We start from the raw sequence: 24,368 nt of genomic DNA, 5'->3' as shown, positions 1-24,368 counted from the left end.
CACGCCGCCGGTGCCCGAAAAAGGGGCACGAAGCCCACGCTGCGACGACGCACGCGCGGCGAGACACATACGGATCCGCATCATCTCCGTTCCGTCTCGAAAGGCTCTGCCATGCCCTCGGTGTCCGCCCACGTCGCACTCACCCTCGCCCAGCACATCGACGCCGTGTTCGGGGTCATGGGAAACGGGAACGCGTACTTCCTCGACGCCCTCGAGACCCAGACCGACGCCGTCTTCACCGCGGTCCGCCACGAACAGGGCGCGGTCGTCGCCGCGGACGCGCACTATCGCGCATCCGGTCGGATCGCCGCCGCGACCTCCACCTACGGCGCCGGCTTCACGAACACGATCACCGCGCTCGCGGAGGCGGTCCAGGCCCGGATCCCGCTCGTCCTCGTGGTGGGCGACGAGCCCACCTCCGGTCCGCGGCCCTGGGACGTCGACCAGATCGCCCTGGCCTCGGCGGTCGGCGCCCGCACCTATACGACCGGGCGCGCCGACGCGGCGGCCACCACCGTCATCGCGATCGAGCACGCGCTGACCTATCGGGTGCCCGTCGTGCTGGCCATCCCCTACGACGTGGCGGCATTGGACGCGGGTCCCGTCCCCCCGGCGCCCTCCCCGCGCGTGCCGGCACCGCTCACTCCGAAGGGCGAGTTCGCCGCGGGGATGCTGGACGAGATCGCCGCGGCGCTCCGCGACGCCGAGCACCCGTTCCTGCTCGCCGGACGCGGCGCGTGGCTCGCCGACGCCGGGACCGCGCTCGGCGCGCTCGCGGATGCGACCGGAGCGCTCACCGCGTCCTCCGCCCTCGGTCGCGGCGTGTTCCCGGACGCGCGCTACGACCTCGGCGTCACCGGGGGCTTCGGCGCGGACGGCGCGATGGAGCTGATCCGCGAGGCAGACGTCGCGGTCGTGTTCGGCGCATCCCTCAACCAGTTCACGATGCGCTTCGGCGAGCTCTTCGCGCCCGGAACCCGGGTGTTCCAGGTGGACGTCGCCCCGGCGGCCACCCACGCCCACGTCAGCGGGTTCGTCCGCGGGGACGCCCGTGTCGTCGCGGAAGAGCTCGTCGCCCGCCTCGATGCCGGGGCCGCGCCGGCGTCCGGGGCCGGCGCGCACACGGATCCGCGGAGCACCGCCGCATCCGCGGGGGGATCCGGGGATTCCGTCCGCCGCGAGCCCACCTCTCCGCGCCCGGCGGGCACGCCCTGGCGCGAGCGCGTGGACGTGGCCGCCGCGCGGGCCTATGCTCCGGGCGACGAGCTCGCCGCGGACGGGCGACTGGACCCGCGATCGGCGGCGCGCCGCATCGCCGCGCTCCTGCCCGAGGACCGCGTGGTCGTCTCCGACGGCGGGCACTTCATCGGCTGGGCGAACATGTACTGGCCCGTCGCCGCGCCGGATCGGATGATGATGATCGGGACCGCCTTCCAGTCCATCGGTCAGGGGTGGCCGAGCGTCGTCGGCGCCGCACGGGCGCGAACCGGCTCGACCGTGGTCCTGACCACGGGCGACGGCGGCGGCCTCATGGCGATCGCGGATCTGGAGTCCGCGGTGCGTGCCGCCGGCGGGAGGGGGATGGCCGTCGTCTGGAACGACGCCGCCTACGGCGCCGAAGTGAACCTGTACGGGCTGAAGGGGCTGGCGGAGGGACCGATGCGGATCCCCGAGGTCGACTTCGCGGCGCTCGGGGCCGCCGTCGGCGCCGAAGGGGTCGTGGTCCGCACCCTCACAGACCTCGATCGGCTCGGGACATGGGCCGCCGAGGACCCGGCGGAGCGCCGCTTCCTCGTGCTCGACCTGAGGATCTCCGGCGACGTGATCGCACCGTACCAGCAGGAGATCATCCGCGTGAACTCCTGAGCTCCGCGGCCACCACCCCCGAAGCCCCCTTCCCTCGTCCATACCCCCCTCCATCCGCGCATGTGAGAGGGGGTCTCGACGGTGCGAGGGGGTCTCGGCGGACTCGACGGTGGGGAGGGGCCCGGCATTCGGACGGTGCGAGGGGGTCGCGGCAGACTCGACGGTACGAGGGGGCCCGGCATCCGGACCGTACGAGGGGGTCTCGGCGGCCTCGGCGGAGGGGATTCCCCCCGACGCTGCTCTCCGCGGATCGAGGCCGACGGCCCGCCCGGGGCCGATACGCTCGTGCCATGCCCGACGCGAGCTCCTCCTCCGAGATCCTCCGCTACGCCGCGTTCGCGGCATCGCCCGACGGCGGCAACCCGGCCGGCGTCGTGCTCGACGCGAGCGGCCTCGACGACACCGAGATGCTCCGGATCGCCGCGGACCTGGGCTACCCGGAGACTGCTTTCGTGCACGGCGGCGACGCTGCGGCACGCCGGTTCCCGCTTCGCTACTGGTCGCCGGGCGCCGAGGTGCCGTTCTGCGGGCATGCCACGGTCGCGACCGCGGTCGCCCTCGCCGAGCGGATCGGACCGGGCGAGATGGTGTTCGAGACGCGCGCCGGAGAGATCGCGCTGACCGCCACCGGCTCCGGCGACGCGCTGACCGTCTCGTTCACGAGCGTCCCCCCGGAGGTGCGGGAGATCGATCCCACGCTGCGAGCGCGCCTCCTGGATGTGCTGGGGCTCGTGCCGGACGACCTCGATCCGCGGTTCCCCGCGCGCGAGGCGTTCGCGGGCAACTGGCACCCGGTGCTCGTCCTCACCGACCGGGAGTTGTTCCACCAGTTCCGCTTCTCACCGGCGGAACTGGCCGCGCTCATGGCGGAGACGGACTGGACCGGTACCGTCACCGTGCTCCATGCGCAGGGCGAGCGCGACTACCTGGCGCGGAACCTGTTCCCGGTCGGACGGATCACCGAAGACCCCGCGACCGGGTCTGCCGCGGCGTCCACCGGTGCGTACCTGCGCGAGGTGGGACGGGCGCAGGCGGGAGATGTGCTCCGGATCCACCAGGGCGCGCACGTCGGCCGCCCGAGCCTGCTCACCGTGACCGTTCCCGCGGCGGGCGGGATCGTGGTGTCGGGAGGGGCCACGCGCCTCCCCTGACACCGCTCCTCCCGGGTTTCGACTCACTCCGCTCGCTCGACGACCGAACCCGCAACCACCGCGTTCCGCTCGCTCGACGACTGACGGACACCCACCGGTCGTTGAGCGAGGAGCGCAGCGACGAGACGAAACGGTCAGGCCTCGAGGAACGCACCCTCGAGGAACGTCGCGAGCTCGTCCGTCGCGTCCAGCGGGAGGACGGCCGCGACGTACTGATCGGGCCGGACGATCACCACGACGCCGTCACGGGAGAGCTCCCGCGCGGCAAAGATGTCCGTCTCGGTCCACTTGCTCGGCCCGGACGCGTACACCTTCTCCCAGTCGGTGAGCCCCAGCGGCCCCGTCTTCGGCTGGAACAGCTCCGGAGCGGTCGTGACGTCCAGCTCCTCGAACGGCTGTTGGTAGACGACCTTCGCGTCGAACACCGCGTCCGCATCCGCGCCCGCCGGCGTGTACCGGGCGAACAGCGGCGCGGCGGCCTCGGCCCAGGCACCCACGCCGTCCCCGCTGCGGTCGCCGAAGGCGTAGACACGCCAGCGGCCGTCGGCCCTGGCGTGGTGGCCGAGGTGGACGACGTTGCCGTCGCCGACCCGCACGACCTCCGCGGACTTGAAGCGCTTGCCGACCGGGAAGCCCCCGGCGAGCGCCTGATGGGCGTCGGACCCGGTGATCATCGAAGCGCCGTACTGCGTCATGAACCCGGAGGGGAACTCCGCCGTGGCGAGGTAGTAGGTCGCCAGCTCCTGCGGGTCCGAGATCTCCTCAGGCTTGCGCGCCATCAGGCTCGACCACTCCCGGTCGAAGTCGATGAGCTGCTGCGCCACGGGCTTCCGCTCCGCGCCGTACGTCGACAACAGCGACTCCGGGGCGCGTCCGGTGAGCACGGAGCCCAGCTTCCACCCGAGGTTGAAGCCGTCCTGCATGGACACGTTCATCCCCTGCCCGGCCTTGGCGCTGTGGGTGTGGCAGGCGTCCCCCGTCAGGAAGACGTGCGGGTGCCGCTCGACCCCCTCGTCCACGTCGTCGAAACCGTCCGTGATCCGGTGGCCGACCTCGTAGACGCTGTGCCAGGCCACCTCCTTCACGTCGATCGCATAGGGGTGCAGGATCTCGTTCGCCTTGGTGATGATCGTCTCGATCGGCGTCTTGCGCACCGCGTGGTCGTCGTCCTCCGCGACGGCGCCGAGGTCGATGTACATCCGGCTGAGGTATCCGCCCTCCCGCGGGATGTGCAGGATGTTCCCCGCCTCGGAGTTGATGGCGCACTTGGTGCGCCAGTCCGGGAAGTCGGTGTTGACGAGCACGTCCATGACACCCCACGCGTGTGCGGAGATCCCCCCGACGTGCCTGCGCCCGATCGCCTCCCGGACCCGGCTGCGCGCCCCGTCGCAGCCGACGACGTAGGTCGCGCGGATGGTGCGCTCCTCGCCCGCGCGCGGGCCCGCCGTGTGCCGCACCCGCACCTCGACGGGACGGTCGCCGTCCTCGTGGACCGTGAGCCCGAGGAACTCCACGCCGTAGTCGGGGACGATGCGGCCCGGCCCGTGGGCGGCAGCCTCCGCGAAGTAGTCGAGCACGCGCGCCTGGTTGACGATGAGGTGCGGGAACTCGCAGATGTCGTAGGCGTAGTCGGCCGTGCGCGCCGTGCGCACGATGTTCCGCGGGTTCTCGGGATCCGGTCCCCAGAAGTTCATCCAGCCGATGTTGTACGCCTCGGCGATGATCCGCTCCGCGAACCCGAAGGCCTGGAAGGTCTCGACGCTGCGGGGTTGGATGCCGTCCGCCTGGCCGAGCACGAGGCGCCCCTCGCGCTTCTCGATGATGCGGGTGGAGATGCCGGGGTACTGCGACATCTGCGCCGCCAGCAGCATCCCGGCGGGTCCCGAGCCGACGATGAGGACGTCCATCTCGTCGGGGAGGTCGCCCGCGCGGTCGGTGCCGACCCCGTCGGCGTTCTGCACGCGCGGGTCTCCGGACACGTAGCCGTGGTGGTGGAACTGCATCGTCGTCGATTCCTTCCGGACTGCCTCGTTCGGGTCGGACGGTCGGGTCCGCGATCCGGGTCCCTTGCGGGACGGATCGCGATGTTCTATATTCGAACACACCGTTCTACTATTGAACACAGCGTATCCGATCCCGGAGCACCGGACAAGGACGCGCGAGCGAGGAGCATCCATGAGCACGGCCCCCGCCTCCCAGACCCTGAGCCGCGGCGTGCGCATCCTCGAGGTGCTGGCCGACGCCCGGAGCCCGCTGTCGATCGACGAGGTCGCGGCCCGCCTGGAGGTCCACCGTTCGATCGCGTACCGGCTCGTCCGCACCCTGGAGGATCACCGGCTGATCGCCCGCGACTCGTCGGGCCTGCTCGCGCTCGGCCCGCGCATGGCGGCCCTCGCCGCGGGCGTCGCGAGCGATCTGCAGTCCGAGGCGCTGCCGGAGCTCACCGCGGTGGCGAACGAGCTCGGGATGACGTGCTTCCTGGCGGTGCTCGACGGGGAGGAGTGCATCACCCTCGTGAGCGTCGAACCGCGCCACACCGTCGCGAGCGTCGCCCAGCGCCCCGGCGCACGCCATCCGGCGACGGTGGGGGCGCCGGGCAAGGCGATCCTGGCCCAGCTCTCCGACACCGACGCGCTCGTCCCCGACTCTCTGCGCGACGAGGTGGCCCGGATCCGCGAGCGCGGTTTCGCCACGAGCCACGACGAGGTGATCCCCACGGTCCAGTCCGTCGCCGTGCCGCTGCCCCTGCGCGGTCGCCGGCCCACCGCGATCGCCGTCGTGCACGTCGCGACCGCGCACGCCGACGCCGACATCGCCGCGCGGCTCATCCGCTCCGCGGAGTCGATCCGCGCCTCCCTCGACGGCTGACCCGCCCACGCCCCGCACTCCGCGCCCCCGCGCCCGCACGCGCACATGCGCCCGCATGCGCCGAGTGGTCAGTTTCTGTGGGTTGAGGACGCCTCAACCCACAGAAACTGACCACTCGACGGGGTGGGGCGGGGCTACGCGCGGGACAGGCCGTAGATCGGGCTCACCGCCTGCTCGGCCTCGGCATCCGGCCCGAGCGGGATGCCGCTGCGGTCACGCAGCAGCAGCGTCGCGACGAGGCCGAGCAGGGTCATCCCCGCGAGGTACCAGGTGATGCCCTGGGTCGAGCCGGTGGCCTGCACGATCGCCGTCGCGATGGTCGGGGCGAACGCACCGCCGACGATCGCGCCGATCGCGTAGGAGATCGAGACGCCCGAGAAGCGGATCGAGGCCGGGAAGAGCTCGGTGTACAGCGCCGCCTGCGGACCGTACGTGAACCCGAGTCCGATGGTGAGGATCGCGAGCCCCGCGAACAGCGGCCCGATCTCCCCGAGATTGACCAGCGGGAACAGCGCGAACACCCCGCCGAGCTGGAGCACCCAGCCGATGACGTAGGTGGTGCGGCGCCCGATCCGGTCGGACACCCACCCCGCGATGAGGGTCGAGATCAGCCACGTCACGGCGGAGCCGGCCACGGCCCACAGAACGGGACCCCGCTCCAGCCCGATCGGCCCCTCGGGGTTCGTGGCGTAGCCCTGGATGTAGCCGCCGGTCGTCATGTAGCCCACGGCGTTGTTCCCGGCGAAGACGAGCGCGGCGATGATCACAAGGAGCAGGTGCTTGCGGAACAGCTGCACGATCGGCATCCGCGCCTCCTCCTTGCGCTCGGCCAGCTCCGTGAACACGGGGCTCTCCTCGACCTTGCGACGGACGTAGTAGCCGACGAGGATCAGCACCACGCTGAGCAGGAACGGGATCCGCCAGCCCCAGGCGAGGAACTGGTCACCGGGCGCGAGGAAGGCCATGATCGCCATCACGCCCGAGGCGAGGAGCAGCCCGAGCGGCACGCCGATCTGCGGCGAGGCGCCGAAGATCCCGCGGCGCTTCTTCGGGGCGTGCTCGACGGCCATGAGCACGGCGCCGCCCCACTCGCCGCCGGCCGAGATCCCCTGCAGGATCCGCAGCAGCACGAGCAGCACCGGCGCCGCGACGCCGATGGTCTCGTAGGTCGGGAGCACGCCGATCAGCGCCGTGGCGGCCCCCATGAGGATCAGGGTCCACATCAACACGGCCTTGCGTCCGACCTTGTCGCCGAAGTGGCCGGCGAGGAAGGCGCCGAGCGGGCGGAACAGGAAGCTCACGCCCACGGTCGCGAAGCCGACGAGGGCGCTGTTCGCCCCGAGCGGCGCGAAGAAGAGCTGCCCGAACACCAGGCCGACGGCCGTGGCGTAGATGAAGAAGTCGTACCACTCCACGGTCGTGCCCACGACCGTGGCGAAGACGACGCGGCGACGATCGGCTGCCGTCGCGATGGTGCCGGTCGGGGTGAACCCGTCCTGTGACTGCCCGCTCATGGGGTGTCTCCTTTGAATATGTGACCTCGTCGTCACGGCGCGCATCCGGGATGCTTGCCGAGTCTCGCCCTGATAATATACGATTTCGAATACGACGCCAACAGGCCGAGGCCTCCGGCGTATCCGTCCCTCTCCCCCGTGGAGATCAGCGCGAGGAGGCGCCTGTGACCGTCCCGATCCCCCGCCCCGGAAAGATCGTCGCGATCCACCTCAACTACGTCTCCCGCGCGGACCAGCGCGGGCGCCGCCCCGCGGCCCCGTCGTACTTCTTCAAGCCGGCCAGCTCCGTCGCCGGGACGGACGGGACCGTCGAGCGCCCCGCCGGCACCGAGCTGCTGGCGTTCGAGGGCGAGATCGCGCTCGTCATCGGCACGGCAGCCCGTCGCGTCCCCGTCGAGCGCGCATGGGAGCATGTGTCGCACGTCACGGCTTCGAACGACCTCGGCCTCTACGACCTGCGCGCCAACGACAAGGGCTCCAACGTCCGCTCCAAGGGCGGCGACGGCTACACGCCGCTCGGCCCCGACCTCATCGACGCCGCGCTCGTCGATCCCGCAGCCCTGCGCGTGCGCGCCTGGGTCAACGGCGAGCTCGCCCAGGACGACACCACGGCCGGCCTGCTGTTCCCGCTGCCCCAGCTCGTGGCGGATCTGTCCCAGCACTTCACGCTCGAGCCCGGCGACGTGATCCTCACCGGCACCCCGGCGGGATCCAGCGTCATCGTCCCCGGCGACGTGGTCGAGATCGAGGTCGATGCGCCCGAGGCTCCGGGAGCGCCGAGCTCCGGGCGCCTGCGCACCACCGTGGTCCAGGGCGAGGTGCCCTTCGACGCGGCCCTGGGCTCGCTCCCGGCCGTCGACGACCTGCAGCGGGCCGAGGCCTGGGGATCCCGGGAGGCGGCGGGCCTTCCCGGCGAGACCCAGGAGACCCCGGAGCCCCGGGAGCCCGCGGCCCCGGCGCTCACGGCGGAGCTGCGCGCGAAGCTCGAGGCGGCGCCCACTGCCGGGCTCTCGGCGCAGCTGCGCAAGCGCGGGCACCACTTCTGCTTCATCGACGGCGTCTCCGCGAACCTCCCCGGCACCAAGATCGTCGGCACCGCCAAGACGCTGCGGTTCATCCCGGCCCGGGAGGACCTCTTCGCCTCCCACGGAGGCGGGTACAACGCCCAGAAGCGCGCGTTCGACGCGGTGGCCGAGGGCGAGGTCATCGTGATCGAGGCGCGTGGCGAGTCCGGCACCGGCACCCTCGGGGACATCCTGGCCCTCCGCGCCCAGGCCCGCGGCGCCGCGGGGGTCGTCACCGACGGCGGCGTCCGCGACTTCGACACGGTCGCCGAGATCGGCCTGCCGGTCTTCTCGCGGGGCCCGCACCCGTCCGTGCTCGGCCGCCGCCACGTCCCGTGGGACGTCGACGTCACGATCGCCTGCGGCGGCGCGGCCGTCCAGCCCGGCGACATCATCGTCGGCGACGGGGACGGGGTCATCGTGATCCCCCCGGCGATCGCCGAGGAGGTGGCCGACGCCGCCCTCGCCCAGGAGGTCGAGGACGAGTGGATCGCGGAGCAGGTGGCGGCGGGGAACCCCGTCGACGGGCTGTTCCCGATGAACGCCGAGTGGCGCGCGCGGTACGAGGCGAGCCGGTCGGCGGGGACCGGGGCCGGAGAGAGCGCGGGCGCATGACGATCGTCGCCGAGGGGAGCAAGTCGGAGCAGGCGTACGCCTGGATCCGCTCGCGGATCGCCTCACACGCGTACGGCCCCGGGTACCGTCTGGTCCTCGGCCCGATCGCGGACGAGCTCGGGATGAGCGTCGTGCCCGTCCGCGAGGCGATCCGCCGCCTGGAGGCGGAGGGGCTGGTCACGTTCGAGCGGAACGTCGGCGCGCGGGTGTCGCTCGTCGACGAGAGCGAGTACGCGCACACAATGCAGACCCTGGGTCTCGTCGAGGGCGCGGCCACCGCGCTGTCGGCCCCGCACCTCGACGCCGACGCGCTGGAGCGCGCCGCGGAGGTCAACGCCCGGATGGTGCGCCTCCTCGACCACTTCGACGCGCATGCGTTCACCGACCTCAACCGCCAGTTCCACTCCGTGCTGTTCGAGCCCTGCCCCAACCCGCACCTGCTCGATCTCGTGCACCGCGGGTGGGCACGCCTTTCGGGGATCCGCGACTCCACGTTCGCGTTCGTCCCCGGACGCGCGCGCCACTCCGTGGAGGAGCACGCGCAGATCCTCGACCTCATCCGCGCGGAGGCCGATCCGCTCGAGATCGAGCTCGCCGCCCGCAACCACCGCTGGCGGACGATGGACGCCTTCCTGACCTCCCGCCACGAACCGACCACCCGCACCACCACAGAAGGACGATGATGACCGACGTCTACATCCCGGCCGATCTGCCGGAGAAGATCCAGCACTACATCGACGGCGAGTTCGTCGACTCGATCGACGGCGACACCTTCGAGGTGCTCAACCCCGTCACGAACGAGACCTACGTGCACGCCGCCGCGGGCAAGAAGGCCGACATCGAGCGGGCCGTCGCGGCCGCCAAGCGCGCCTTCGACGAGGGACCCTGGCCCCGCATGCTCCCCCGCGAGCGCTCGCGGGTGCTGCACCGGATCGCAGACATCGTCGAGTCACGCGACGCGCGGCTCGCGGAGCTCGAGTCCTTCGACTCCGGTCTGCCGATCACCCAGGCCCTCGGCCAGGCCCGCCGCGCCGCCGAGAACTTCCGCTTCTTCGCCGACCTGATCGTTGCCCAGGCGGACGACGCGTTCAAGGTCCCCGGACGGCAGATGAACTACGTCAACCGCAAGCCGATCGGCGTCGCCGGGCTCATCACCCCGTGGAACACGCCGTTCATGCTCGAGTCCTGGAAGCTGGGACCTGCCCTCGCCACGGGCAACACCGTGGTCCTGAAGCCCGCCGAGTTCACGCCGCTGTCGGCGTCGCTGTGGGCCGGCATCTTCGAGGAGGCGGGTCTGCCGAAGGGCGTCTTCAACCTCGTCAACGGCCTCGGAGAGGACGCCGGCGACGCGCTCGTGAAGCACCCGGACGTGCCGCTCATCTCCTTCACCGGCGAGAGCCGGACGGGGCAGATCATCTTCGGCAACGCCGCACCGTTCCTGAAGGGCCTGTCGATGGAGCTGGGCGGGAAGAGCCCGGCCGTCGTCTTCGCGGACGCGGATCTGGACGTCGCGATCGACGCCTGCATCTTCGGCGTCTTCTCCCTCAACGGCGAGCGCTGCACCGCCGGGTCCCGCATCCTCGTCCAGCGCGAGGTCTACGACGAGTTCGTGGAGCGGTACGCGGCGCAGGCCGAGCGCGTCAAGGTCGGCCACCCGCACGACCCGGCCACCGAGGTCGGCGCGCTCGTGCACCCCGAGCACTACGACAAGGTGATGAGCTACGTCGAGATCGGCAAGACCGAGGGCCGTCTCGTCGCCGGCGGCGGGCGTCCGGAGGGGTTCGAGACCGGCAACTACGTCGCCCCCACCGTCTTCGCCGACGTGGCGCCCGACGCACGGATCTTCCAGGAGGAGATCTTCGGCCCGGTCGTCGCGATCACCCCCTTCGACACCGAGGAGGAGGCGCTGGCCCTCGCGAACAACACCAAGTACGGCCTCGCCGCCTACATCTGGACGAACGACCTCAAGCGGGCGCACAACTTCGCGCAGTCGGTCGAAGCGGGCATGGTGTGGCTGAACTCGAACAACGTGCGAGACCTCCGCACTCCGTTCGGCGGAGTCAAGGCCTCGGGCCTCGGCCACGAGGGCGGCTACCGCTCGATCGACTTCTACACGGACCAGCAGAGCGTGCACATCACGCTCGGCGCGCCGCACAACCCCACGTTCGGCAAGCAGGACCTGCACACCGAGACCGATCTCGACGACCCGGACCCCCGCTGAACCCACCCACCGGTCGTTGAGCGAGCGCAGCGAGACGAAACGCCTCCCGGCATCCGTGACGCGTTTCGTCTCGTCGTTTCGCTCCTCGCTCGACGACCGGGCGATAGCAAGGACGCTGACATGACCAACCGCGAAGACATGACCCTCACCTCCTCCGGGTTCTACGTGAGCCAGGAGGCGCCGATCACCACGGACAACCCCGTCGCCACCCCCGCCGCCGCGCCGCCGGACATCCTGCGCTGCGCCTACATGGAGCTGATCGTCACGGATCTGGCGGCCTCCCGCCAGTTCTACGTCGACATCCTCGGCCTGTACGTCACCGAGGAGGACGAGGAGACGATCTACCTCCGCTCGACGGAGGAGTTCATCCACCACAACCTCGTGCTGCGCAAGGGCCCGATCGCCGCCGTCGCCGCGTTCTCCTACCGCGTGCGCACGCCCGAGGACCTCGACCGTGCGGTCGAGTTCTACACGGAGCTCGGCTGCGACGTCCGCCGCAATCCGGACGGCTTCACGAAGGGCATCGGCGACTCGGTGCGCGTGGTGGACCCGCTCGGGTTCCCGTACGAGTTCTTCCACGCGACCGAGCACGTCGAGCGGATGTCGTGGCGCTACGACCTGCACATCCCCGGCGAGCTCGTGCGTCTGGACCACTTCAACCAGGTCACCCCCGACGTGCCGCGCGCCGTGAAGTTCATGCAGGATCTCGGCTTCCGCGTGACGGAGGACATCCAGGACGAGGAGGGCACGGTCTACGCCGCGTGGATGCGCCGCAAGCCCACCGTGCACGACACCGCGATGACCGGCGGTGACGGCCCCCGCATGCACCACGTGTGCTTCGCGACCCACGAGAAGCACAACATCCTCGCCATCTGCGACAAGCTCGGGGCGCTGCGCCGCTCCGACGCCATCGAACGCGGGCCGGGCCGTCACGGGGTGAGCAACGCGTTCTACCTGTACCTGCGCGACCCGGACGGCCACCGCGTCGAGGTCTACACGCAGGACTACTACACGGGCGACCCGGACAACCCGGTCGTCACCTGGGACGTGCACGACAACCAGCGCCGCGACTGGTGGGGCAACCCCGTCGTCCCGTCGTGGTACACGGACGCCTCGCTCGTCCTGGACCTCGACGGCAACCCGCAGCCGGTCGTCGCCCGCACGGACTCGTCCGAGATGGCCGTGACCATCGGCGCGGACGGGTTCTCCTACACGCGCGCGGACGAGGCCGAGTCGTCGATGCCGGAATGGAAGCAGGGCGAGTACAAGCTCGGCCACCAGCTCTAGGCGGCCGCCGCGTTTCGACTCGCGGAGACCCGCACTGAGCGAGCGAAGCGAGTCGAAGTGTCGCTCAACGACCAACGCACGTCCCCGCGTTTCGACTCGCTCCGCTCGCTCAACGACCGACGCACGTCCCCGGTCGTTGAGCGAGGAGCGAAGCGACGAGACGAAACGCACCACCACGCAGAACTCACCACTCGCAGAGAGAAGGAACGGATGCTGTCAGCAGACACCATCGCGCAGCTCGCCGCCGAGCTCGCCGAGGCCGACCGCGCCAAGAGCGTCATCCCGCGCATCACCGCCCGCCACCCGGAGGCCACGGTCGAGGACGCCTATGCCGTCCAGGGCGTGTGGCGAGACTCGCAGATCGCGGCGGGACGCCGGCTCGTCGGCCGCAAGATCGGACTCACCTCCAAGGCGATGCAGCAGGCGACGGGCATCACGGAGCCGGACTACGGCGTGATGTTCGACGACACCGTGTACCGGTCCGGGGCGGAGATCCCCGCGGCGGACTTCTCGAACGTCCGGATCGAGGTCGAGCTCGCGTTCGTTCTGAAGGATCCGCTCGAGGGACCGGACTGCACCCTGGAGGACGCCCTCGCCGCGATCGACTACGCCGTGCCCGCCCTCGAGGTGCTCAACTCGCACATCGAGCTGGAGGGACGCACGATCGTCGACACCATCAGCGACAACGCCGCCTACGGCGCGATGGTCCTGGGCGATGTGCACAAGCGCCCCGACGAGATCGACCTGCGCTGGGTCCCCGGCCTGCTGTTCAAGAACGGGGAGATCGAGGAGACCGGAGTCGCCGCGGGGGTCCTGAACCACCCCGCCACCGGCGTCGCGTGGCTCGCGAACAAGTTCCACCAGCACGGCGCGCGTCTGGAGGCCGGCGAGATCATCCTGGCCGGTTCGTTCACCCGGCCGATGTGGGTGCAGGCCGGCGACAGCGTACTGTGCGACTACGGCCCCATGGGCACCATCACCTGCCGTTTCGTCTGACCGGATCCAGGAGCACCATGTCTCTTCGCCTCGCCCCGTCCTTCCGCGAGCGGCTCGCCGCCGCCGACCGAGCGCTCATCGGCATGTGGGCGTGCTCGGGCAGCCCCGTCCTCGCCGAGGTCGACGCGGGGTCGGGGCTGGACTGGCTCCTGATCGACATGGAGCACTCGGCGAACACGCTGGAGTCCGTGCAGATCCAGCTCCAGGTGGTGGCCGCCTACCCGATCACCCCGGTCGTGCGGGCGCCGTTCAACGACGTCGTCGCGATCAAGCAGGTGCTGGATCTGGGAGCGCAGAACCTCCTGGTGCCGATGGTGTCCTCCGCGGACGAGGCGCGGGCCGCGGTCCGCGCGGTCCGCTATCCGCCGGAGGGCGTACGCGGCGTCGGCAGCGCCCTGGCGCGCAGCGCGCGGTGGAACCGCGTCGACAGCTACCTGCAGGAGTCGGCGCAGCACACGTCCCTCACGGTCCAGATCGAGACGGCCGCGGGCGTCGAGGCCGCGGCCGAGATCGCGGGGGTCGACGGGGTGGACGCGGTGTTCGTGGGGCCCTCCGACCTCGCCGCGTCCCTGGGGCGCCTGGGCCAGCAGACCCACCCGGACGTGCTCGACGCGGTGGGCAGGACCTTCCGCGCGGTGAAGGAGGCCGGGAAGCCGGTCGGCGTCAACGCCTTCGATCCCGCGGCCGCGGACGCCTACATCGCCCAGGGGGCGGACTTCGTCGCGGTCGGCGCGGATGTCGCGCTGCTCGCGCGGGCGACGGAGGCTCTGGCCGCCCGTTTCCTCCCCGCCGCCGACGACACCGCCCGCGCCAGCTACTGACCCCGGTCCCCGAGGACCGAGCCCGGCGGCGTCAGACGGCGGCGGCGAGCATCCGGGCGGCCAGGGAGCGGGCGGTGACCGCTCGGAGACCGGTGGCGCGCGTGACGACGGCGGCCATCTCCTCGGAATAGCCGATGCAGTCCAGGAAGATCCACTCCGTGCCCGAGGCGGCGAGCGCACGGCCGGCCTCGGCGAAGGCCTCGGCATCGAAGGCGTAGGGATCGGCGGCCGCCACCGACGCGTCCCGGCCGAGATCGGCCCGCCAGCGCGCCGCGATGTCCTCGACCTGCCGCGGCGTCGGCACGAGGACACCGAGCGCCCGCTCGCCCACCAGCACCGCCGCGGCTCCGCGCGCCAGCTCCTCGGCGGTGTAGACCGGGACCGAGGCGGCGAGCCCCGGGAGGTGTCCGGTGCACAGGATCAGCACGGCCTCGGCTCCGTCCGCCACGACCCGGTCCACCGCGCTCTGGACGAGGGGGCGCAACCGATCCTCGTCCAGGACCGCGGAGGAGCCGTCACGCAGGCGCGAGACCACCGCCGCGCGTCCCGGCTCGGGGGCGAGGGCGCCGATCGCCGCCGCGCCCAGGTCGTCCAGCGCCCCGCGCTCGATCACCTCGTGCCCCGCCAGGAGCGGCAGGATGTCGGGGGTCACGTCCACGCGCGGCGCCTGCCCGATCGTCACGAGCCCCAGCACGGTCACGACGCCGCCTCCGACCGGAGCCCCGCCTCGATGAGCGCGCGGCGCTCGGCGCGGTCCCGATACGCGTCCGGGTCGGGCACCGGGACGGCCGCGAGCAGGGCCCGGGTGTACGGGTCCTGCGGGTCGGCGAGCACCTCGGCGCAGCGCCCCGCCTCGACCACCCGGCCCTGGCTCATCACGATCACGTCGTCGGCCATGAACTCGACCACGGCGATGTCGTGGGAGATGAACAGGTAACTCAGCCCGAGCTGGTCCTGCAGGTCCTTCATCAGGTTGAGGACCTGCGCCTGCACCGACACGTCCAGCGCCGACACCGGCTCGTCGCACACGACCAGGCGCGGCTTGAGCATGAGGGCGCGCGCGATGCCGATCCTCTGGCGCTGTCCGCCGGAGAACTCGTGGGGGTAGCGGTCGGCGTACGAGGCGTCGAGGCCGACGACCTCCAGCATCTCCCCGACGCGGGACGCCTCCTCACGGCCACTCAGCCGCTCGTGCAGACGCAGCGGCTCGGCGAGGAGACGTCCCACGGTCCATCGCGGGTCCAGGGACGCATAGGTGTCCTGGAACACGATCTGCATCTCCGAGCGTCGGCGCCGCAGCTGGTCGCGGTCGAGCGAGAGCAGGTCGGTGCCGTCGAAGCGGACGCTGCCCTCCGTCGGCTCGATGAGCCGCAGCACGCATCGACCGGTCGTGGACTTGCCCGATCCCGACTCCCCCACGATCGCGAGCGTCGTCCCCTGCTCCAGATCGAGGTCGACCCCGTCCACGGCGCGGAACGGGGGTGCACCGCGCCGCGCCCCGCGCTGCGGGTACTCCTTGACCAGGCCTCGGACGCTCAGCAGTGCGCTCATGCGCTCCACACTCCTTCGGAGACGTAGGGCAGCCGATCCTTGCCGACGTTGCGCGACGGCATCGAGTCCAGCAGCGCCCGGGTGTACGGGTGCTCGGGAGCGCGGAAGACCTGCTCGGCCTCCGCCTGCTCCACGATCTCGCCCCGCCGCATGACGACGACGCGACGGCACGCCTGCGCGACCACGCCGAGGTCGTGGGTGACGAGCAGGATCGCCGTGCGGTGGCTCTCCTGGAGATCGAGCATGAGGTCGAGGATCTGCGACTGCGTCGTCACGTCCAGCGCGGTCGTCGGCTCGTCGGCGATGAGCAGGTCCGGCTCGCAGGACATGGCCATGGCGATCATGGCGCGCTGCCGCATTCCCCCGGAGAGGTGGTGCGGGTACGAGTCGGCGATCTGCGCGGCGCGGTGGATCCCCACCATCTCCAGGAGCTCGACGACCCGCCGGCGCGCGTCGTTCCGGTTCATGCGGAGGTGACGACGCAGTGGCTCGGCGATCTGGAAGCCGATCGTGAAGGCGGGGTTGAGGGCCGTCATCGGCTCCTGGAAGATCGTGCCGATCCGGCGCCCGCGGACCTGGCGCATCCGTCCGGCGCCGAACGCCGCCATGTCCTCGCCGTCGAACAGGATGCGTCCGCCCGTCATCTGCACGGCGCGCGTCGGCAGGAGCTGGATGATCGACATCGCCGTGAGGCTCTTGCCGGATCCGGACTCGCCGACGATGCCGAGCGTCTCGCCGCGCGCGATGTCGAAGCTGATCCCGGAGACCGGGTAGCTCGTGCCGCGGTGCGCCTGGACGCGGACGGTGAGGTCCTCGACGCGGAGAAGGGCGGACATGGCGATCAGACCGCCACGTTCCCGAGGGTCTGCAGGTGCGCCGCGTCGCCGTAGAGCCCCACCAGGTGCGTGTACTCGGACTCGTCGTGGAAGCTGATCTGTCCGGCGCCGAAGTACTTCGCCGTCTCGACCGCGAAGCGTGCGGCGAGCTCGATGTCGACCTCGTGGCTCGCGCCGGTCGCGCACCCGGCCACCGGCACCGCGGTCGTGATCGCGACGCCGACGACGGGCGCCGACGTCGCGACGGCCGGCTGCAGGATGGAGTTCAGGTGGTGCAGCCCGTTGCCGTAGGGAGTGATGTCCTGCGTCGCCAGGGGGAACACGACCGCCGTCGCCCCGGTCACCGTCTCGACGACCCCGACGAGGTCGTCGCTGGGGCGCAGGATGTAGCCGCCGCGCACGGTCGGCGAGATCGCGATGCCGCGGTGGTTGATGGTGCGGTTGCCCTTGGTCGTGTCGATCGAGACGATCGCGTCCATCGCGGGGTCGACCTCGTGATCGTTCATCGTGCGCATGTCCACGGGGGATCCCATGAAAGGCACCGGGTCGTGCGGCTCGGTCGGGGCCCAGCCGGTGACGTGCGTGGTGACGATGACGTCGCCGGGGAGTTCGTCTCCCCGGGCGGACATCTGCAGGAGCTTCGCGGCGGCGGCGAGCGCCGCGGCCGCGCCGTCGCCGTCCGAGACGAAGCCGATCCGCTCGGGCCGCGCCCCGGCGCCGCCGAGGCGGCCGATGATGCCGAGGGTGGGAGCGGACCCGCCCGAGATCCGGCCCGCCGCGCCCGGGATGACCACGCGGACGAAGTCAGTGGATCCGCCCTCGTCGCCGGTGATGGTCTCGACGGTGATCTCGGCGCGCTCGGCGCCCTGCGCACGCAGGTAGGCGGCGAGCGCCTCGCCGGAGGTCGACGGGGAGTCCAGCAGGTCGACGACGTCGAGCACCTGGTTCAGCATGTTTCTCTTCCTTGTCCGTTCGGTGGGTTCGTGGCGCGCGGTCAGTCGCGGACGCCGAGGTAGCGGAGGGCGGAGAGGGCGTACACCTTCGCCGCGAGGACGACGTCCGACGCGAGCGCCCGCTCGTCGAAGCCGTGGATGGTCTGGAGGTCCGCCGGCCCGTACTGGAGGACGGGGATCCCGTGGCTCCGGAACGTCCGGGCGTCGGAGGATGCCCACTGCAGCACGCCCTGGGCGTCCGGGGCGGACAGCTCGCGAAGCGCCCCCACGAGGGTCTCCACGACCGGGTCGGTCGGAACGGTCCAGTTCGGCTCGCTCATGAAGCCGAGCGGCTCGATCTCCGCCTCGATGCCCTCCTCGGCGAGGATCTCCTCGACGCGGGCACGCACCTGTGCCCGGGTGAGCCCGATCGGCACCCGGGTGTCGAACTCGATGACGCAGGTGTCCGCGACCACGTTGGTGGAGGTGCCGCCGCGGACCGTGCCGACGTTGATCGTGACGTGCTCGAACACGTCGGCGACCTCGGGCGCATACCCCTCGCGCTGGATCGCGAAGCGCTTCGAGTCCGCGATGAGCTCGCGCACCTCTTCCGGGGCGTCCGGGGTCATGTCCCAGAGACGCTGCAGCGCGAGGATCGCCCGGGCGCCCAGGAGGTTGGCGCTCGTGCCGTGCACGGGCTGGAGGCTGCCGTGGCCAGGACGGCCGTGGATCGTCAGCCGGAACCAGTTGCTGCCCTTCTGACCGATCGTCGGGTGGTCCCGCTCGGCGGGCTCGGCGATGATCCCGCCGGTGGCGCCGTCGAGCACGCCCTGGTCGAGCAGCCAGTCCGCGCCGAGGCGCCCGCCGGTCTCCTCGTCCGGGACGGACGCCAGGGAGAGCCGCCCGCGCAGCGGGACACCCAGGCGCTCGAAGAGGACGAACACGTGGATGAGCCCGGCGAGCCCTGCCTTCATGTCGCTGGCCCCGCGTCCGCGCAGCCATCCGTCGACCACGTCGCCGGCGAGCGGCGGGAACGACCACCGGCTCTCGTCCCCCACCGGAACCACGTCGTGGTGTCCCGCGAAGACGAGGTGCCGTTCGCCGTCCGCGCTCTCCCCGCGGTGCGCGAGGACGCTCACCCGCCCCTGACCCGCGTCGTGCAGCTCGGCGCCGATCCCGGCGTCGCGGAGGTGTCCGGCGACGACGTCGGCGATCTCCGTGCAGTCGCCCGGAGGGTTCTCGCTGGGGGTGCGGATGAGCAGTCCCGCGAGGGCGAGCAGCTCGTCCTGCGAGCGCTCCACCTCTTCGAGGACGCGCGCTTCCCAGTCGGTTGCCGTCGTCATGTCGTTCGTTCTCCTTGTGCGTCGTGTGCGGGTCAGGGGCGTGCGTCCGGCTCAGCCGGCAGACTTGCTGAGCTGGAAGAACCGGATCAGGCCGTCCGGGTAGGACGTGTAGCCCTGCAGGTCTTCGCCATGCGCGACGGCGATGTTGTACTCGTAGAGGTACGCCCACGGCGTCTCCTCGTTGATGAGCTTCTGCATCTCGCCGTACTCCTGCTCGCGCACCGCGGGATCCTGCTCCGAGGCCGCCTTCGCCCACAGCTCGTCGACGCGCGGGTTGGAGTAGTTCATGTAGTTGCTCGTGCCCTGGGAGGTCATCAGCAGCCCGAGGTGGTACCCCGGGTCGTTCACGAACGAGGTCCAGCGGCTGATGTACGACTGGACGTTCTTGCCGGCCAGCGCCTCCAGGAACTGGGCACGCGCCATGTTCGTGATGTTCATGGTCACGCCGATCTTTGCGAGCTCCGCCTGGATCAGCACGGCGTCGTCGTTCCAGTCGGAGAAGCCGGAGCCCAGGGTGAACTCGAACTCGAAGCCGTCCGGGTACCCCGCCTCCGCGAGCAGCGCCTTCGCCTTGTCGAGGTCGTAGGTCGCGGCATAGCCCTCGTCGGTGAACCCGGGCGTCGAGCTGGCGACGGACGAGCGCATGGGGCTCGCCTGCCCCTTCATGACGTCGTCGATGAGCTTGTCGTAGGGGATCGCGTAGCTGATCGCCTGGCGCACCTTCGGGTTGTCGAACGGCGCGATGGCGTTGTTCATCGCGAAGAAGAGGATCTTGTTGCTCGGGCGCGAGTCCACCACGACCCCGTCCTGCCCGTCCAGGCCCTCCAGGTCCTTCGGCGCGATCTCGAGCGCCGCGTCGACCGATCCCTTCTTCAGCAGCTGAAGGCGGTTGGAGGCGTCGCCGATGAACTTGAGGTTCACCGTGCCGAGCGCGGGAGCCTCGCCCCAGTAGTCCTCGTTGCGGGTGAGCTTGGCCGAGGTCGCCGGGTCCCAGCTGTCGATCACGTACGGGCCGGTGCCCGCGGTGTGCGTGGCGAGCCACTCGGCGCCGCCGTTCTCCTCGACGAGGTCCATGTCCAGGATCGAGAACGAGTACATCGGCAGGATCTGCAGGAACAGGTGGTTCGGGCCGGTCAGCGTGATCTCGACGGTGTGGTCGTCCTTCGCCACGACGCCGGCGATCCCCGCCATCCCGTAGAGGAAGCTCGCCGAGGCCGAGGCCTCGATGTGCGCGAAGCTGCGGACGACATCGTCCGCGACGAGCTTCTTGCCGGACTGGAAGGTGACGTCGTCACGCAGCGTGAACGTGTACACGGTGCCGCTGTCGTCCGCCGACCATTCGGAGGCCAGCATCGGCGCGATCGTGGCCGTGTCGGAGACCTGCTTCCCGTCGACCTCCTTGGTGCCGTAGGTGACGAGCTGGTCGTAGGCGGCCACGACCAGGGTGTCGCTCGTGCCGTCGTTGGCCTCGGCGGGATCGAGGGTGTTGCCGCCCTCGGAGTAGGCGATGGTCAGGGTCTGATCGGCCCCGGCGCCGCCGGAGTCCGCATTGGAGTTGGCGTTGGCCACGCAGCCGGCCGTCGTGAGGAGGACGGCGAGCGCGAGCGCGGCCGAGGACAGGACTCTCTTTCGCATGTGCTGTGCCTTTCGTGAGGTGTCGGGTGGACGGCGCGGGACGGGTCTCGTGGACCCAGCCCGTCACCGGGCGGAGGTCCGCAGGCGCGGATCGAGGACGTCGCGCAGACCGTCGCCGAGAAGGTTGAAGCCGAGGATGGACGAGGCGATCGCGATGCCGGGGAACACCGTCATCCACCACTCGCCCGAGATGATGTAGCCGCGCGCGTCGGAGATCATCACGCCCCACTCGGCCAGCGGAGGCTGTGCGCCGAGGCCGATGAAGCTGAGCGCCGCCGCGGTGAGGATCGCGTAGCCCATGCCGAGGGCGCACCGCACCATGATCGGGACGAGCCCGTTGGGGAGGATGTGGCGGAACAGGATGATCGCGTCCTTGAGGCCGATGGCCCGCGAGGCCTCGACGAACTCGCGCTCGCGCAGGGAGACCGTCTGGCCGTACATGATCCGGGCGAACTCCGGGATCCCCACGATGCCGACCGCGATCATCGCCGAGGCGAGGCCTGGGCCGAGAGCCACGGCCAGCGCCATCGCCAGCAGCAGCGACGGGAAGGCGAGCAGCATGTCCATGATCCGCATGAGCGTCATGCCGACCGCGCCGCGGAAGTAGCCGGCGATCGCTCCGATCGGCACGCCGACCGAGAGGGAGACCGCGATCGCGATGACGCCGGTCCACAGTGAGACCCGGGCGCCGGCCAGCACCCGCGAGAAGAGGTCGCGTCCGTAGTTGTCGGTGCCGAAGAGGTGCTCCGCCGACGGAGGCGCCAGCAGCGGCCCGGCGTCGGTGAGGTTGGGCGGGTACGGAGACCACACCGCGGTGATCAGGCCGCCGAGCGTCCAGAACAGGATGATCCCCGCGCCCACCATGGCGGACGGGTTGCGCAGCAGGAGCGTCAGGGCGGTGGTCGGCCGGGTGCGCTTCGGCGCGGCCTCGAGCTGGGCGATGGCGAGGGTCGTCGTCTCAGGCATTGCGCACCTTCGGGTCAAAGATCCCCTGCGAGAGGTCTACGAGGAGGTTCACGACGAGGTAGATGATCGCCGCGACGAGGGTCATGGCCTGCACGGGGGCGTAGTCGGTGGCGTTGATCGACTCGACCACGTAACCGCCGATGCCCGGCCAGCTGAAGATGGTCTCGGTGATGACCGCCCCGCCGAGGAGCTGGCCGAGCTCCAGGCCGACGATCGTGACGACCGAGGGCGCCGCGTTCTTGAGGGCGTGGCCGCCGATGATCCGTGCCGGCCCCATGCCCTTGGCGGCGGCGGTGCGGATGTAGTCCTGGCCGAGGACCTCGAGCATGGCCGAGCGGGTCATCCGCGAGATGATCGCGACCGCGCCGACCGAGAGCACCATGGCCGGCCAGATCAGGTGCGACAGCGCGCTCGAGAGTGCCACCGTGTCGCCGGTGAGGATGCTGTCGATCACGTAGAGCCCGGTGACGTGGGTCGGCGGATTGATCGAGTCGTCGATGCGGCCGACCGGCGCCGGTGCCCACCCGAGCGTCCCGTAGAAGAACGAGATGACCAGCAGTCCGAGCCAGAACAGCGGCATGGAGGCGCCGAGGAGCGAGATCACCCGGGTGGCGTGGTCGGCGAAGCGTCCGCGCTGCGTGGCGCCGAGGATTCCCAGCGGGATCCCCACGACGATGCCGATCAGGAGGGCGGCGAGTCCCAGTTCGACGGTGGCCGGAAAACGGGTGGCGAAGTCCTCCGCGACGGGGCGCCCGGTGTGCCACGCGTAGCCGAGATCCCCGTGGAGCAGACCGGTGAGATAGTCCCAGAACTGCGTCCAGATCGGCTGGTCCAGTCCCATCTGCGCCCGCATCTTCTCGACGACGCTGTCGGCGGCGTTCTCCCCGGCGAGCGTGCGCGCCGGGTCTCCCGGGAGCACACGCGTGATGACGAAGATGCAGACCACGACGCCCAGCAGGGTGGGGATCATGGCCAGTACTCGCCGAAGTGTCGTACGCACGGCTCTCCTCGTCGTCGATCGGGTGTGGGGACCACTATCGAAGCCGCGGAGACGCGCATGCAACTCTTTCTCACTATATGAGAAGGCGGTGCGCGTGGGGCGCGGCGCCCTCTAGGCTCAGCGGGAACGGAGGGACACATGGACGAACCCGGAGACCGCGGGGCGAAGACCCCGCCGCTGCAGACCGTCGACCGGGCGCTGGCGGTGCTGCTGTCGTTCTCGGGACGACGCACGGACTGGGGCGTGACGGACCTGGCGCACGAGTTCGACCTCGACAAGTCCGCGGCGCAACGCCTGCTCAGCACCCTCGCCGCTCGTGGCTTCCTGCACGCCGATCCCGTGACCCGCCGCTACCGGCTCGGCGCGGCGCTCTGGCGGATCGCGTCCACCTGGGAGCGCCGGGGCGGGATGGCGGCCCTGGTCGAGGCGCCGCTCGCCGACCTGGCCGACGAGTCCTCGCGCACCGCGGTGTTCGGTCTCGCCGACGGCGCGTACGTGCGCTGCATCGCGGCGGTCGACGGCGGCACCTCGCCGATGCGGGACCACCCTCTCGTCGGGGAGCTGTACCCCGCCCACGCCGGAGCCACCTCGCGCGCCTACTTCGCCTTCCTGTCCGCCGGGCAGCGCCAGCAGCTCATGTACCACCGCCCGCTGGCGAAGTTCAGCGATCTCACCGCCCTGGACGCCGCGGCGATCGAGGCCGAGATGCTGGAGGTCGCGGAGCAGGGCTGGGCGTATTCCGAGGGCGAGTACGACCTCAACACGCGCGCACTCGCCGCCCCCGTCTTCGTCACCGGCCGGCCGATCGGCTCCGTCAGCATCGGCGAGCACAAGCGGGAGGATCTCGGCGACATCCGCGTGCACCTGGACGCGGTGCTCCGCACGGCCCAGCGCATCAGCCAGCTTCTGTCCCCGCACCTCCCCTCGAAGGGCTCCCCCGCATGAACCTGCTCCTGCTGTCCAACTCCACCAACGCCGGGCGCGCGTACCTCGATCACGCCTGGGACGCCGTGGAGCCCGTGCTGTCGGGGATCGACGAGCTCGTCTTCGTCGGCTACGCCCTGGCCGATCTCGACGCCTACACCGCCAAAGTCCGCGACGCCTTCGCCCCGCACGGCGTGCGCGTCGTCGGGGTGCACGAGGGCACCGACCCCGCCGGGACGGTCCGCGACGCCCGCGCCGTGCTCGTCGGCGGAGGCAACACCTTCCGCCTGCTCTCGCACGTCAAGCGCACCGGACTCGACCGCGCGCTGCGCGCCCATGCCGCCGCCGGACGGCCGTACCTCAGCGCGAGCGCCGGGACCAACATCGCCGCGCCCTCGATCCGCACCACCAACGACATGCCGATCGTGTTCCCCGAGGGCTTCGACGCGCTGGGCCTCGTCCCGTTCCAGATCAACTGCCACTACCTGGACGCGGACCCGGACTCGACGCACGCCGGCGAGACCCGTGCCCAGCGACTGGCAGAGTACCTGGAGGAGAACGAGCGCCCGGTGGTGGCCCTGCGCGAGGGCACCTGGATCCGCGTCGCCGACGGCCGGGCCGAGATCGGCGGCACCGCCGTGGCGCCCGATCGCGGGCCCGCGCTGCTCTTCCGCCGCGGCGCGGACCCGGAGGAGCTCTCGGGAGACATCACCTCGCTCCTCTGACGCCCCGGCACCGGAGCGGCGCGCGACCGCGACGCCTGTCGAACGATCGTTCC

General features: G+C 71.1%; 21 protein-coding genes. 11 read left to right on the top strand and 10 right to left on the bottom strand.

Annotated features, from left to right (window positions below; genetic code table 11):
- Positions 1 to 111: 111 nt before the first annotated feature.
- Both V6R91_RS24845 and V6R91_RS24840 read left to right on the top strand, forming a co-directional pair.
- The gene (locus V6R91_RS24845) at positions 112 to 1,866 is read left to right on the top strand and encodes a thiamine pyrophosphate-binding protein (RefSeq protein WP_336397479.1); all 1,755 of its coding nucleotides are present in this window, start codon (positions 112 to 114) and stop codon (positions 1,864 to 1,866) included.
- 290 nt (positions 1,867 to 2,156) lie between these two features.
- Entirely contained in the window at positions 2,157 to 3,017 is an 861-nt protein-coding gene (locus V6R91_RS24840) for a PhzF family phenazine biosynthesis protein (RefSeq protein WP_271060632.1), read from the top strand.
- 134 nt (positions 3,018 to 3,151) lie between these two features.
- Here the strand turns inward: V6R91_RS24840 and V6R91_RS24835 are convergent, their stop codons facing one another.
- Positions 3,152 to 5,020: an FAD-dependent monooxygenase gene (locus tag V6R91_RS24835; protein ID WP_336397478.1), complete on the bottom strand. Its 1,869-nt coding sequence runs from the start codon at positions 5,018 to 5,020 to the stop codon at positions 3,152 to 3,154.
- Positions 5,021 to 5,192: 172 nt separating this feature from the next.
- On the opposite strand from V6R91_RS24835, the gene V6R91_RS24830 reads away from it, so the two are divergent.
- Positions 5,193 to 5,885, top strand: a complete 693-nt coding sequence (locus V6R91_RS24830) for an IclR family transcriptional regulator (protein ID WP_336397477.1) — start codon at positions 5,193 to 5,195, stop codon at positions 5,883 to 5,885.
- A gap of 134 nt (positions 5,886 to 6,019) precedes the next feature.
- Here the strand turns inward: V6R91_RS24830 and V6R91_RS24825 are convergent, their stop codons facing one another.
- Positions 6,020 to 7,399: an MFS transporter gene (locus tag V6R91_RS24825; RefSeq protein WP_336397476.1), complete on the bottom strand. Its 1,380-nt coding sequence runs from the start codon at positions 7,397 to 7,399 to the stop codon at positions 6,020 to 6,022.
- A 164-nt stretch (positions 7,400 to 7,563) separates the two neighbouring features.
- Here V6R91_RS24825 and V6R91_RS24820 point away from each other — a divergent pair, with 164 nt between their 5' ends.
- The 6 genes from V6R91_RS24820 to V6R91_RS24795 all read left to right on the top strand — a co-directional run bounded on the left by V6R91_RS24820 (position 7,564) and on the right by V6R91_RS24795 (position 14,403).
- Positions 7,564 to 9,078: a fumarylacetoacetate hydrolase family protein gene (locus V6R91_RS24820; protein WP_336397475.1), complete on the top strand. Its 1,515-nt coding sequence runs from the start codon at positions 7,564 to 7,566 to the stop codon at positions 9,076 to 9,078.
- Positions 9,075 to 9,761 (top strand): GntR family transcriptional regulator, encoded by a 687-nt coding sequence (locus tag V6R91_RS24815; protein ID WP_336397474.1) that lies wholly within the window; start codon positions 9,075 to 9,077, stop codon positions 9,759 to 9,761. The genes V6R91_RS24820 and V6R91_RS24815 overlap by 4 nt, the downstream gene beginning before the upstream one ends.
- The gene (hpaE, locus tag V6R91_RS24810; protein WP_336397680.1) at positions 9,761 to 11,299 is read left to right on the top strand and encodes a 5-carboxymethyl-2-hydroxymuconate semialdehyde dehydrogenase; all 1,539 of its coding nucleotides are present in this window, start codon (positions 9,761 to 9,763) and stop codon (positions 11,297 to 11,299) included. Before V6R91_RS24815 ends, hpaE begins: the two co-directional genes overlap by 1 nt.
- A gap of 120 nt (positions 11,300 to 11,419) precedes the next feature.
- Positions 11,420 to 12,586 (top strand): 3,4-dihydroxyphenylacetate 2,3-dioxygenase, encoded by a 1,167-nt coding sequence (gene hpaD / locus V6R91_RS24805; RefSeq protein WP_271060639.1) that lies wholly within the window; start codon positions 11,420 to 11,422, stop codon positions 12,584 to 12,586.
- Between the two features lie 210 nt (positions 12,587 to 12,796).
- A complete protein-coding gene (locus V6R91_RS24800) occupies positions 12,797 to 13,582 on the top strand; it encodes a fumarylacetoacetate hydrolase family protein (protein ID WP_271060640.1) in 786 nt (261 codons plus the stop codon).
- 17 nt (positions 13,583 to 13,599) lie between these two features.
- Positions 13,600 to 14,403, top strand: a complete 804-nt coding sequence (locus tag V6R91_RS24795) for an HpcH/HpaI aldolase family protein (RefSeq protein WP_067246392.1) — start codon at positions 13,600 to 13,602, stop codon at positions 14,401 to 14,403.
- Between the two features lie 31 nt (positions 14,404 to 14,434).
- Here the strand turns inward: V6R91_RS24795 and V6R91_RS24790 are convergent, their stop codons facing one another.
- From V6R91_RS24790 to V6R91_RS24755, 8 genes are all read right to left on the bottom strand, one after another.
- On the bottom strand, positions 14,435 to 15,103 hold the full coding sequence (locus V6R91_RS24790; protein WP_271060642.1) for an AroM family protein: 669 nt from the start codon (positions 15,101 to 15,103) through the stop codon (positions 14,435 to 14,437).
- Positions 15,100 to 15,954, bottom strand: a complete 855-nt coding sequence (locus V6R91_RS24785) for an ABC transporter ATP-binding protein (RefSeq protein WP_271060643.1) — start codon at positions 15,952 to 15,954, stop codon at positions 15,100 to 15,102. The genes V6R91_RS24790 and V6R91_RS24785 overlap by 4 nt, the downstream gene beginning before the upstream one ends.
- Positions 15,951 to 16,790, bottom strand: coding sequence for an ABC transporter ATP-binding protein (locus V6R91_RS24780; RefSeq protein WP_336397473.1), 840 nt, complete (start codon positions 16,788 to 16,790; stop codon positions 15,951 to 15,953). Before V6R91_RS24780 ends, V6R91_RS24785 begins: the two co-directional genes overlap by 4 nt.
- A 5-nt stretch (positions 16,791 to 16,795) precedes the next feature.
- Positions 16,796 to 17,743 carry a DUF1177 domain-containing protein gene (locus V6R91_RS24775; RefSeq protein ID WP_067246406.1) on the bottom strand — a complete coding sequence of 316 codons (948 nt, stop codon included), beginning with the start codon at positions 17,741 to 17,743 and terminating at the stop codon, positions 16,796 to 16,798.
- A gap of 41 nt (positions 17,744 to 17,784) precedes the next feature.
- Entirely contained in the window at positions 17,785 to 19,065 is a 1,281-nt protein-coding gene (locus V6R91_RS24770; protein ID WP_336397472.1) for a M20 family metallopeptidase, read from the bottom strand.
- A gap of 51 nt (positions 19,066 to 19,116) precedes the next feature.
- Positions 19,117 to 20,700, bottom strand: coding sequence for an ABC transporter substrate-binding protein (locus tag V6R91_RS24765; RefSeq protein WP_336397471.1), 1,584 nt, complete (start codon positions 20,698 to 20,700; stop codon positions 19,117 to 19,119).
- 63 nt (positions 20,701 to 20,763) lie between these two features.
- Entirely contained in the window at positions 20,764 to 21,666 is a 903-nt protein-coding gene (locus V6R91_RS24760; RefSeq protein WP_067246414.1) for an ABC transporter permease, read from the bottom strand.
- Positions 21,659 to 22,666, bottom strand: a complete 1,008-nt coding sequence (locus tag V6R91_RS24755; RefSeq protein WP_217996223.1) for an ABC transporter permease — start codon at positions 22,664 to 22,666, stop codon at positions 21,659 to 21,661. Before V6R91_RS24755 ends, V6R91_RS24760 begins: the two co-directional genes overlap by 8 nt.
- Before the next feature lie 138 nt (positions 22,667 to 22,804).
- On the opposite strand from V6R91_RS24755, the gene V6R91_RS24750 reads away from it, so the two are divergent.
- Both V6R91_RS24750 and pepE read left to right on the top strand, forming a co-directional pair.
- Complete coding sequence (locus V6R91_RS24750; protein ID WP_067246419.1) at positions 22,805 to 23,611, top strand: IclR family transcriptional regulator; 807 nt, start codon at positions 22,805 to 22,807, stop codon at positions 23,609 to 23,611.
- Positions 23,608 to 24,315: a dipeptidase PepE gene (pepE, locus tag V6R91_RS24745; protein ID WP_336397470.1), complete on the top strand. Its 708-nt coding sequence runs from the start codon at positions 23,608 to 23,610 to the stop codon at positions 24,313 to 24,315. Before V6R91_RS24750 ends, pepE begins: the two co-directional genes overlap by 4 nt.
- Positions 24,316 to 24,368: the final 53 nt, after the last annotated feature.

This window comes from Microbacterium sp. CCNWLW41 (assembly GCF_037083505.1).
Note: the sequence above shows the minus strand (reverse complement) of the source record. Positions and strands in the feature narration are given on the sequence as shown.

What these genes read in the sequence shown, in the direction of transcription:
- hpaE (WP_336397680.1), top strand. Translation starts at nt 9,761, where the DNA reads ATGACCGACGTCTACATCCCGGCCGATCTGCCGGAGAAGATCCAGCAC.
- pepE (WP_336397470.1), top strand. Translation starts at nt 23,608, where the DNA reads ATGAACCTGCTCCTGCTGTCCAACTCCACCAACGCCGGGCGCGCGTAC.
- V6R91_RS24765 (WP_336397471.1), bottom strand. Translation starts at nt 20,700, where the DNA reads ATGCGAAAGAGAGTCCTGTCCTCGGCCGCGCTCGCGCTCGCCGTCCTC.
- V6R91_RS24760 (WP_067246414.1), bottom strand. Translation starts at nt 21,666, where the DNA reads ATGCCTGAGACGACGACCCTCGCCATCGCCCAGCTCGAGGCCGCGCCG.
- V6R91_RS24780 (WP_336397473.1), bottom strand. Translation starts at nt 16,790, where the DNA reads ATGTCCGCCCTTCTCCGCGTCGAGGACCTCACCGTCCGCGTCCAGGCG.
- V6R91_RS24830 (WP_336397477.1), top strand. Translation starts at nt 5,193, where the DNA reads ATGAGCACGGCCCCCGCCTCCCAGACCCTGAGCCGCGGCGTGCGCATC.
- V6R91_RS24800 (WP_271060640.1), top strand. Translation starts at nt 12,797, where the DNA reads ATGCTGTCAGCAGACACCATCGCGCAGCTCGCCGCCGAGCTCGCCGAG.
- V6R91_RS24835 (WP_336397478.1), bottom strand. Translation starts at nt 5,020, where the DNA reads ATGCAGTTCCACCACCACGGCTACGTGTCCGGAGACCCGCGCGTGCAG.
- V6R91_RS24825 (WP_336397476.1), bottom strand. Translation starts at nt 7,399, where the DNA reads ATGAGCGGGCAGTCACAGGACGGGTTCACCCCGACCGGCACCATCGCG.
- V6R91_RS24845 (WP_336397479.1), top strand. Translation starts at nt 112, where the DNA reads ATGCCCTCGGTGTCCGCCCACGTCGCACTCACCCTCGCCCAGCACATC.
- V6R91_RS24750 (WP_067246419.1), top strand. Translation starts at nt 22,805, where the DNA reads ATGGACGAACCCGGAGACCGCGGGGCGAAGACCCCGCCGCTGCAGACC.
- V6R91_RS24815 (WP_336397474.1), top strand. Translation starts at nt 9,075, where the DNA reads ATGACGATCGTCGCCGAGGGGAGCAAGTCGGAGCAGGCGTACGCCTGG.
- hpaD (WP_271060639.1), top strand. Translation starts at nt 11,420, where the DNA reads ATGACCAACCGCGAAGACATGACCCTCACCTCCTCCGGGTTCTACGTG.
- V6R91_RS24770 (WP_336397472.1), bottom strand. Translation starts at nt 19,065, where the DNA reads ATGACGACGGCAACCGACTGGGAAGCGCGCGTCCTCGAAGAGGTGGAG.
- V6R91_RS24795 (WP_067246392.1), top strand. Translation starts at nt 13,600, where the DNA reads ATGTCTCTTCGCCTCGCCCCGTCCTTCCGCGAGCGGCTCGCCGCCGCC.
- V6R91_RS24785 (WP_271060643.1), bottom strand. Translation starts at nt 15,954, where the DNA reads ATGAGCGCACTGCTGAGCGTCCGAGGCCTGGTCAAGGAGTACCCGCAG.
- V6R91_RS24840 (WP_271060632.1), top strand. Translation starts at nt 2,157, where the DNA reads ATGCCCGACGCGAGCTCCTCCTCCGAGATCCTCCGCTACGCCGCGTTC.
- V6R91_RS24775 (WP_067246406.1), bottom strand. Translation starts at nt 17,743, where the DNA reads ATGCTGAACCAGGTGCTCGACGTCGTCGACCTGCTGGACTCCCCGTCG.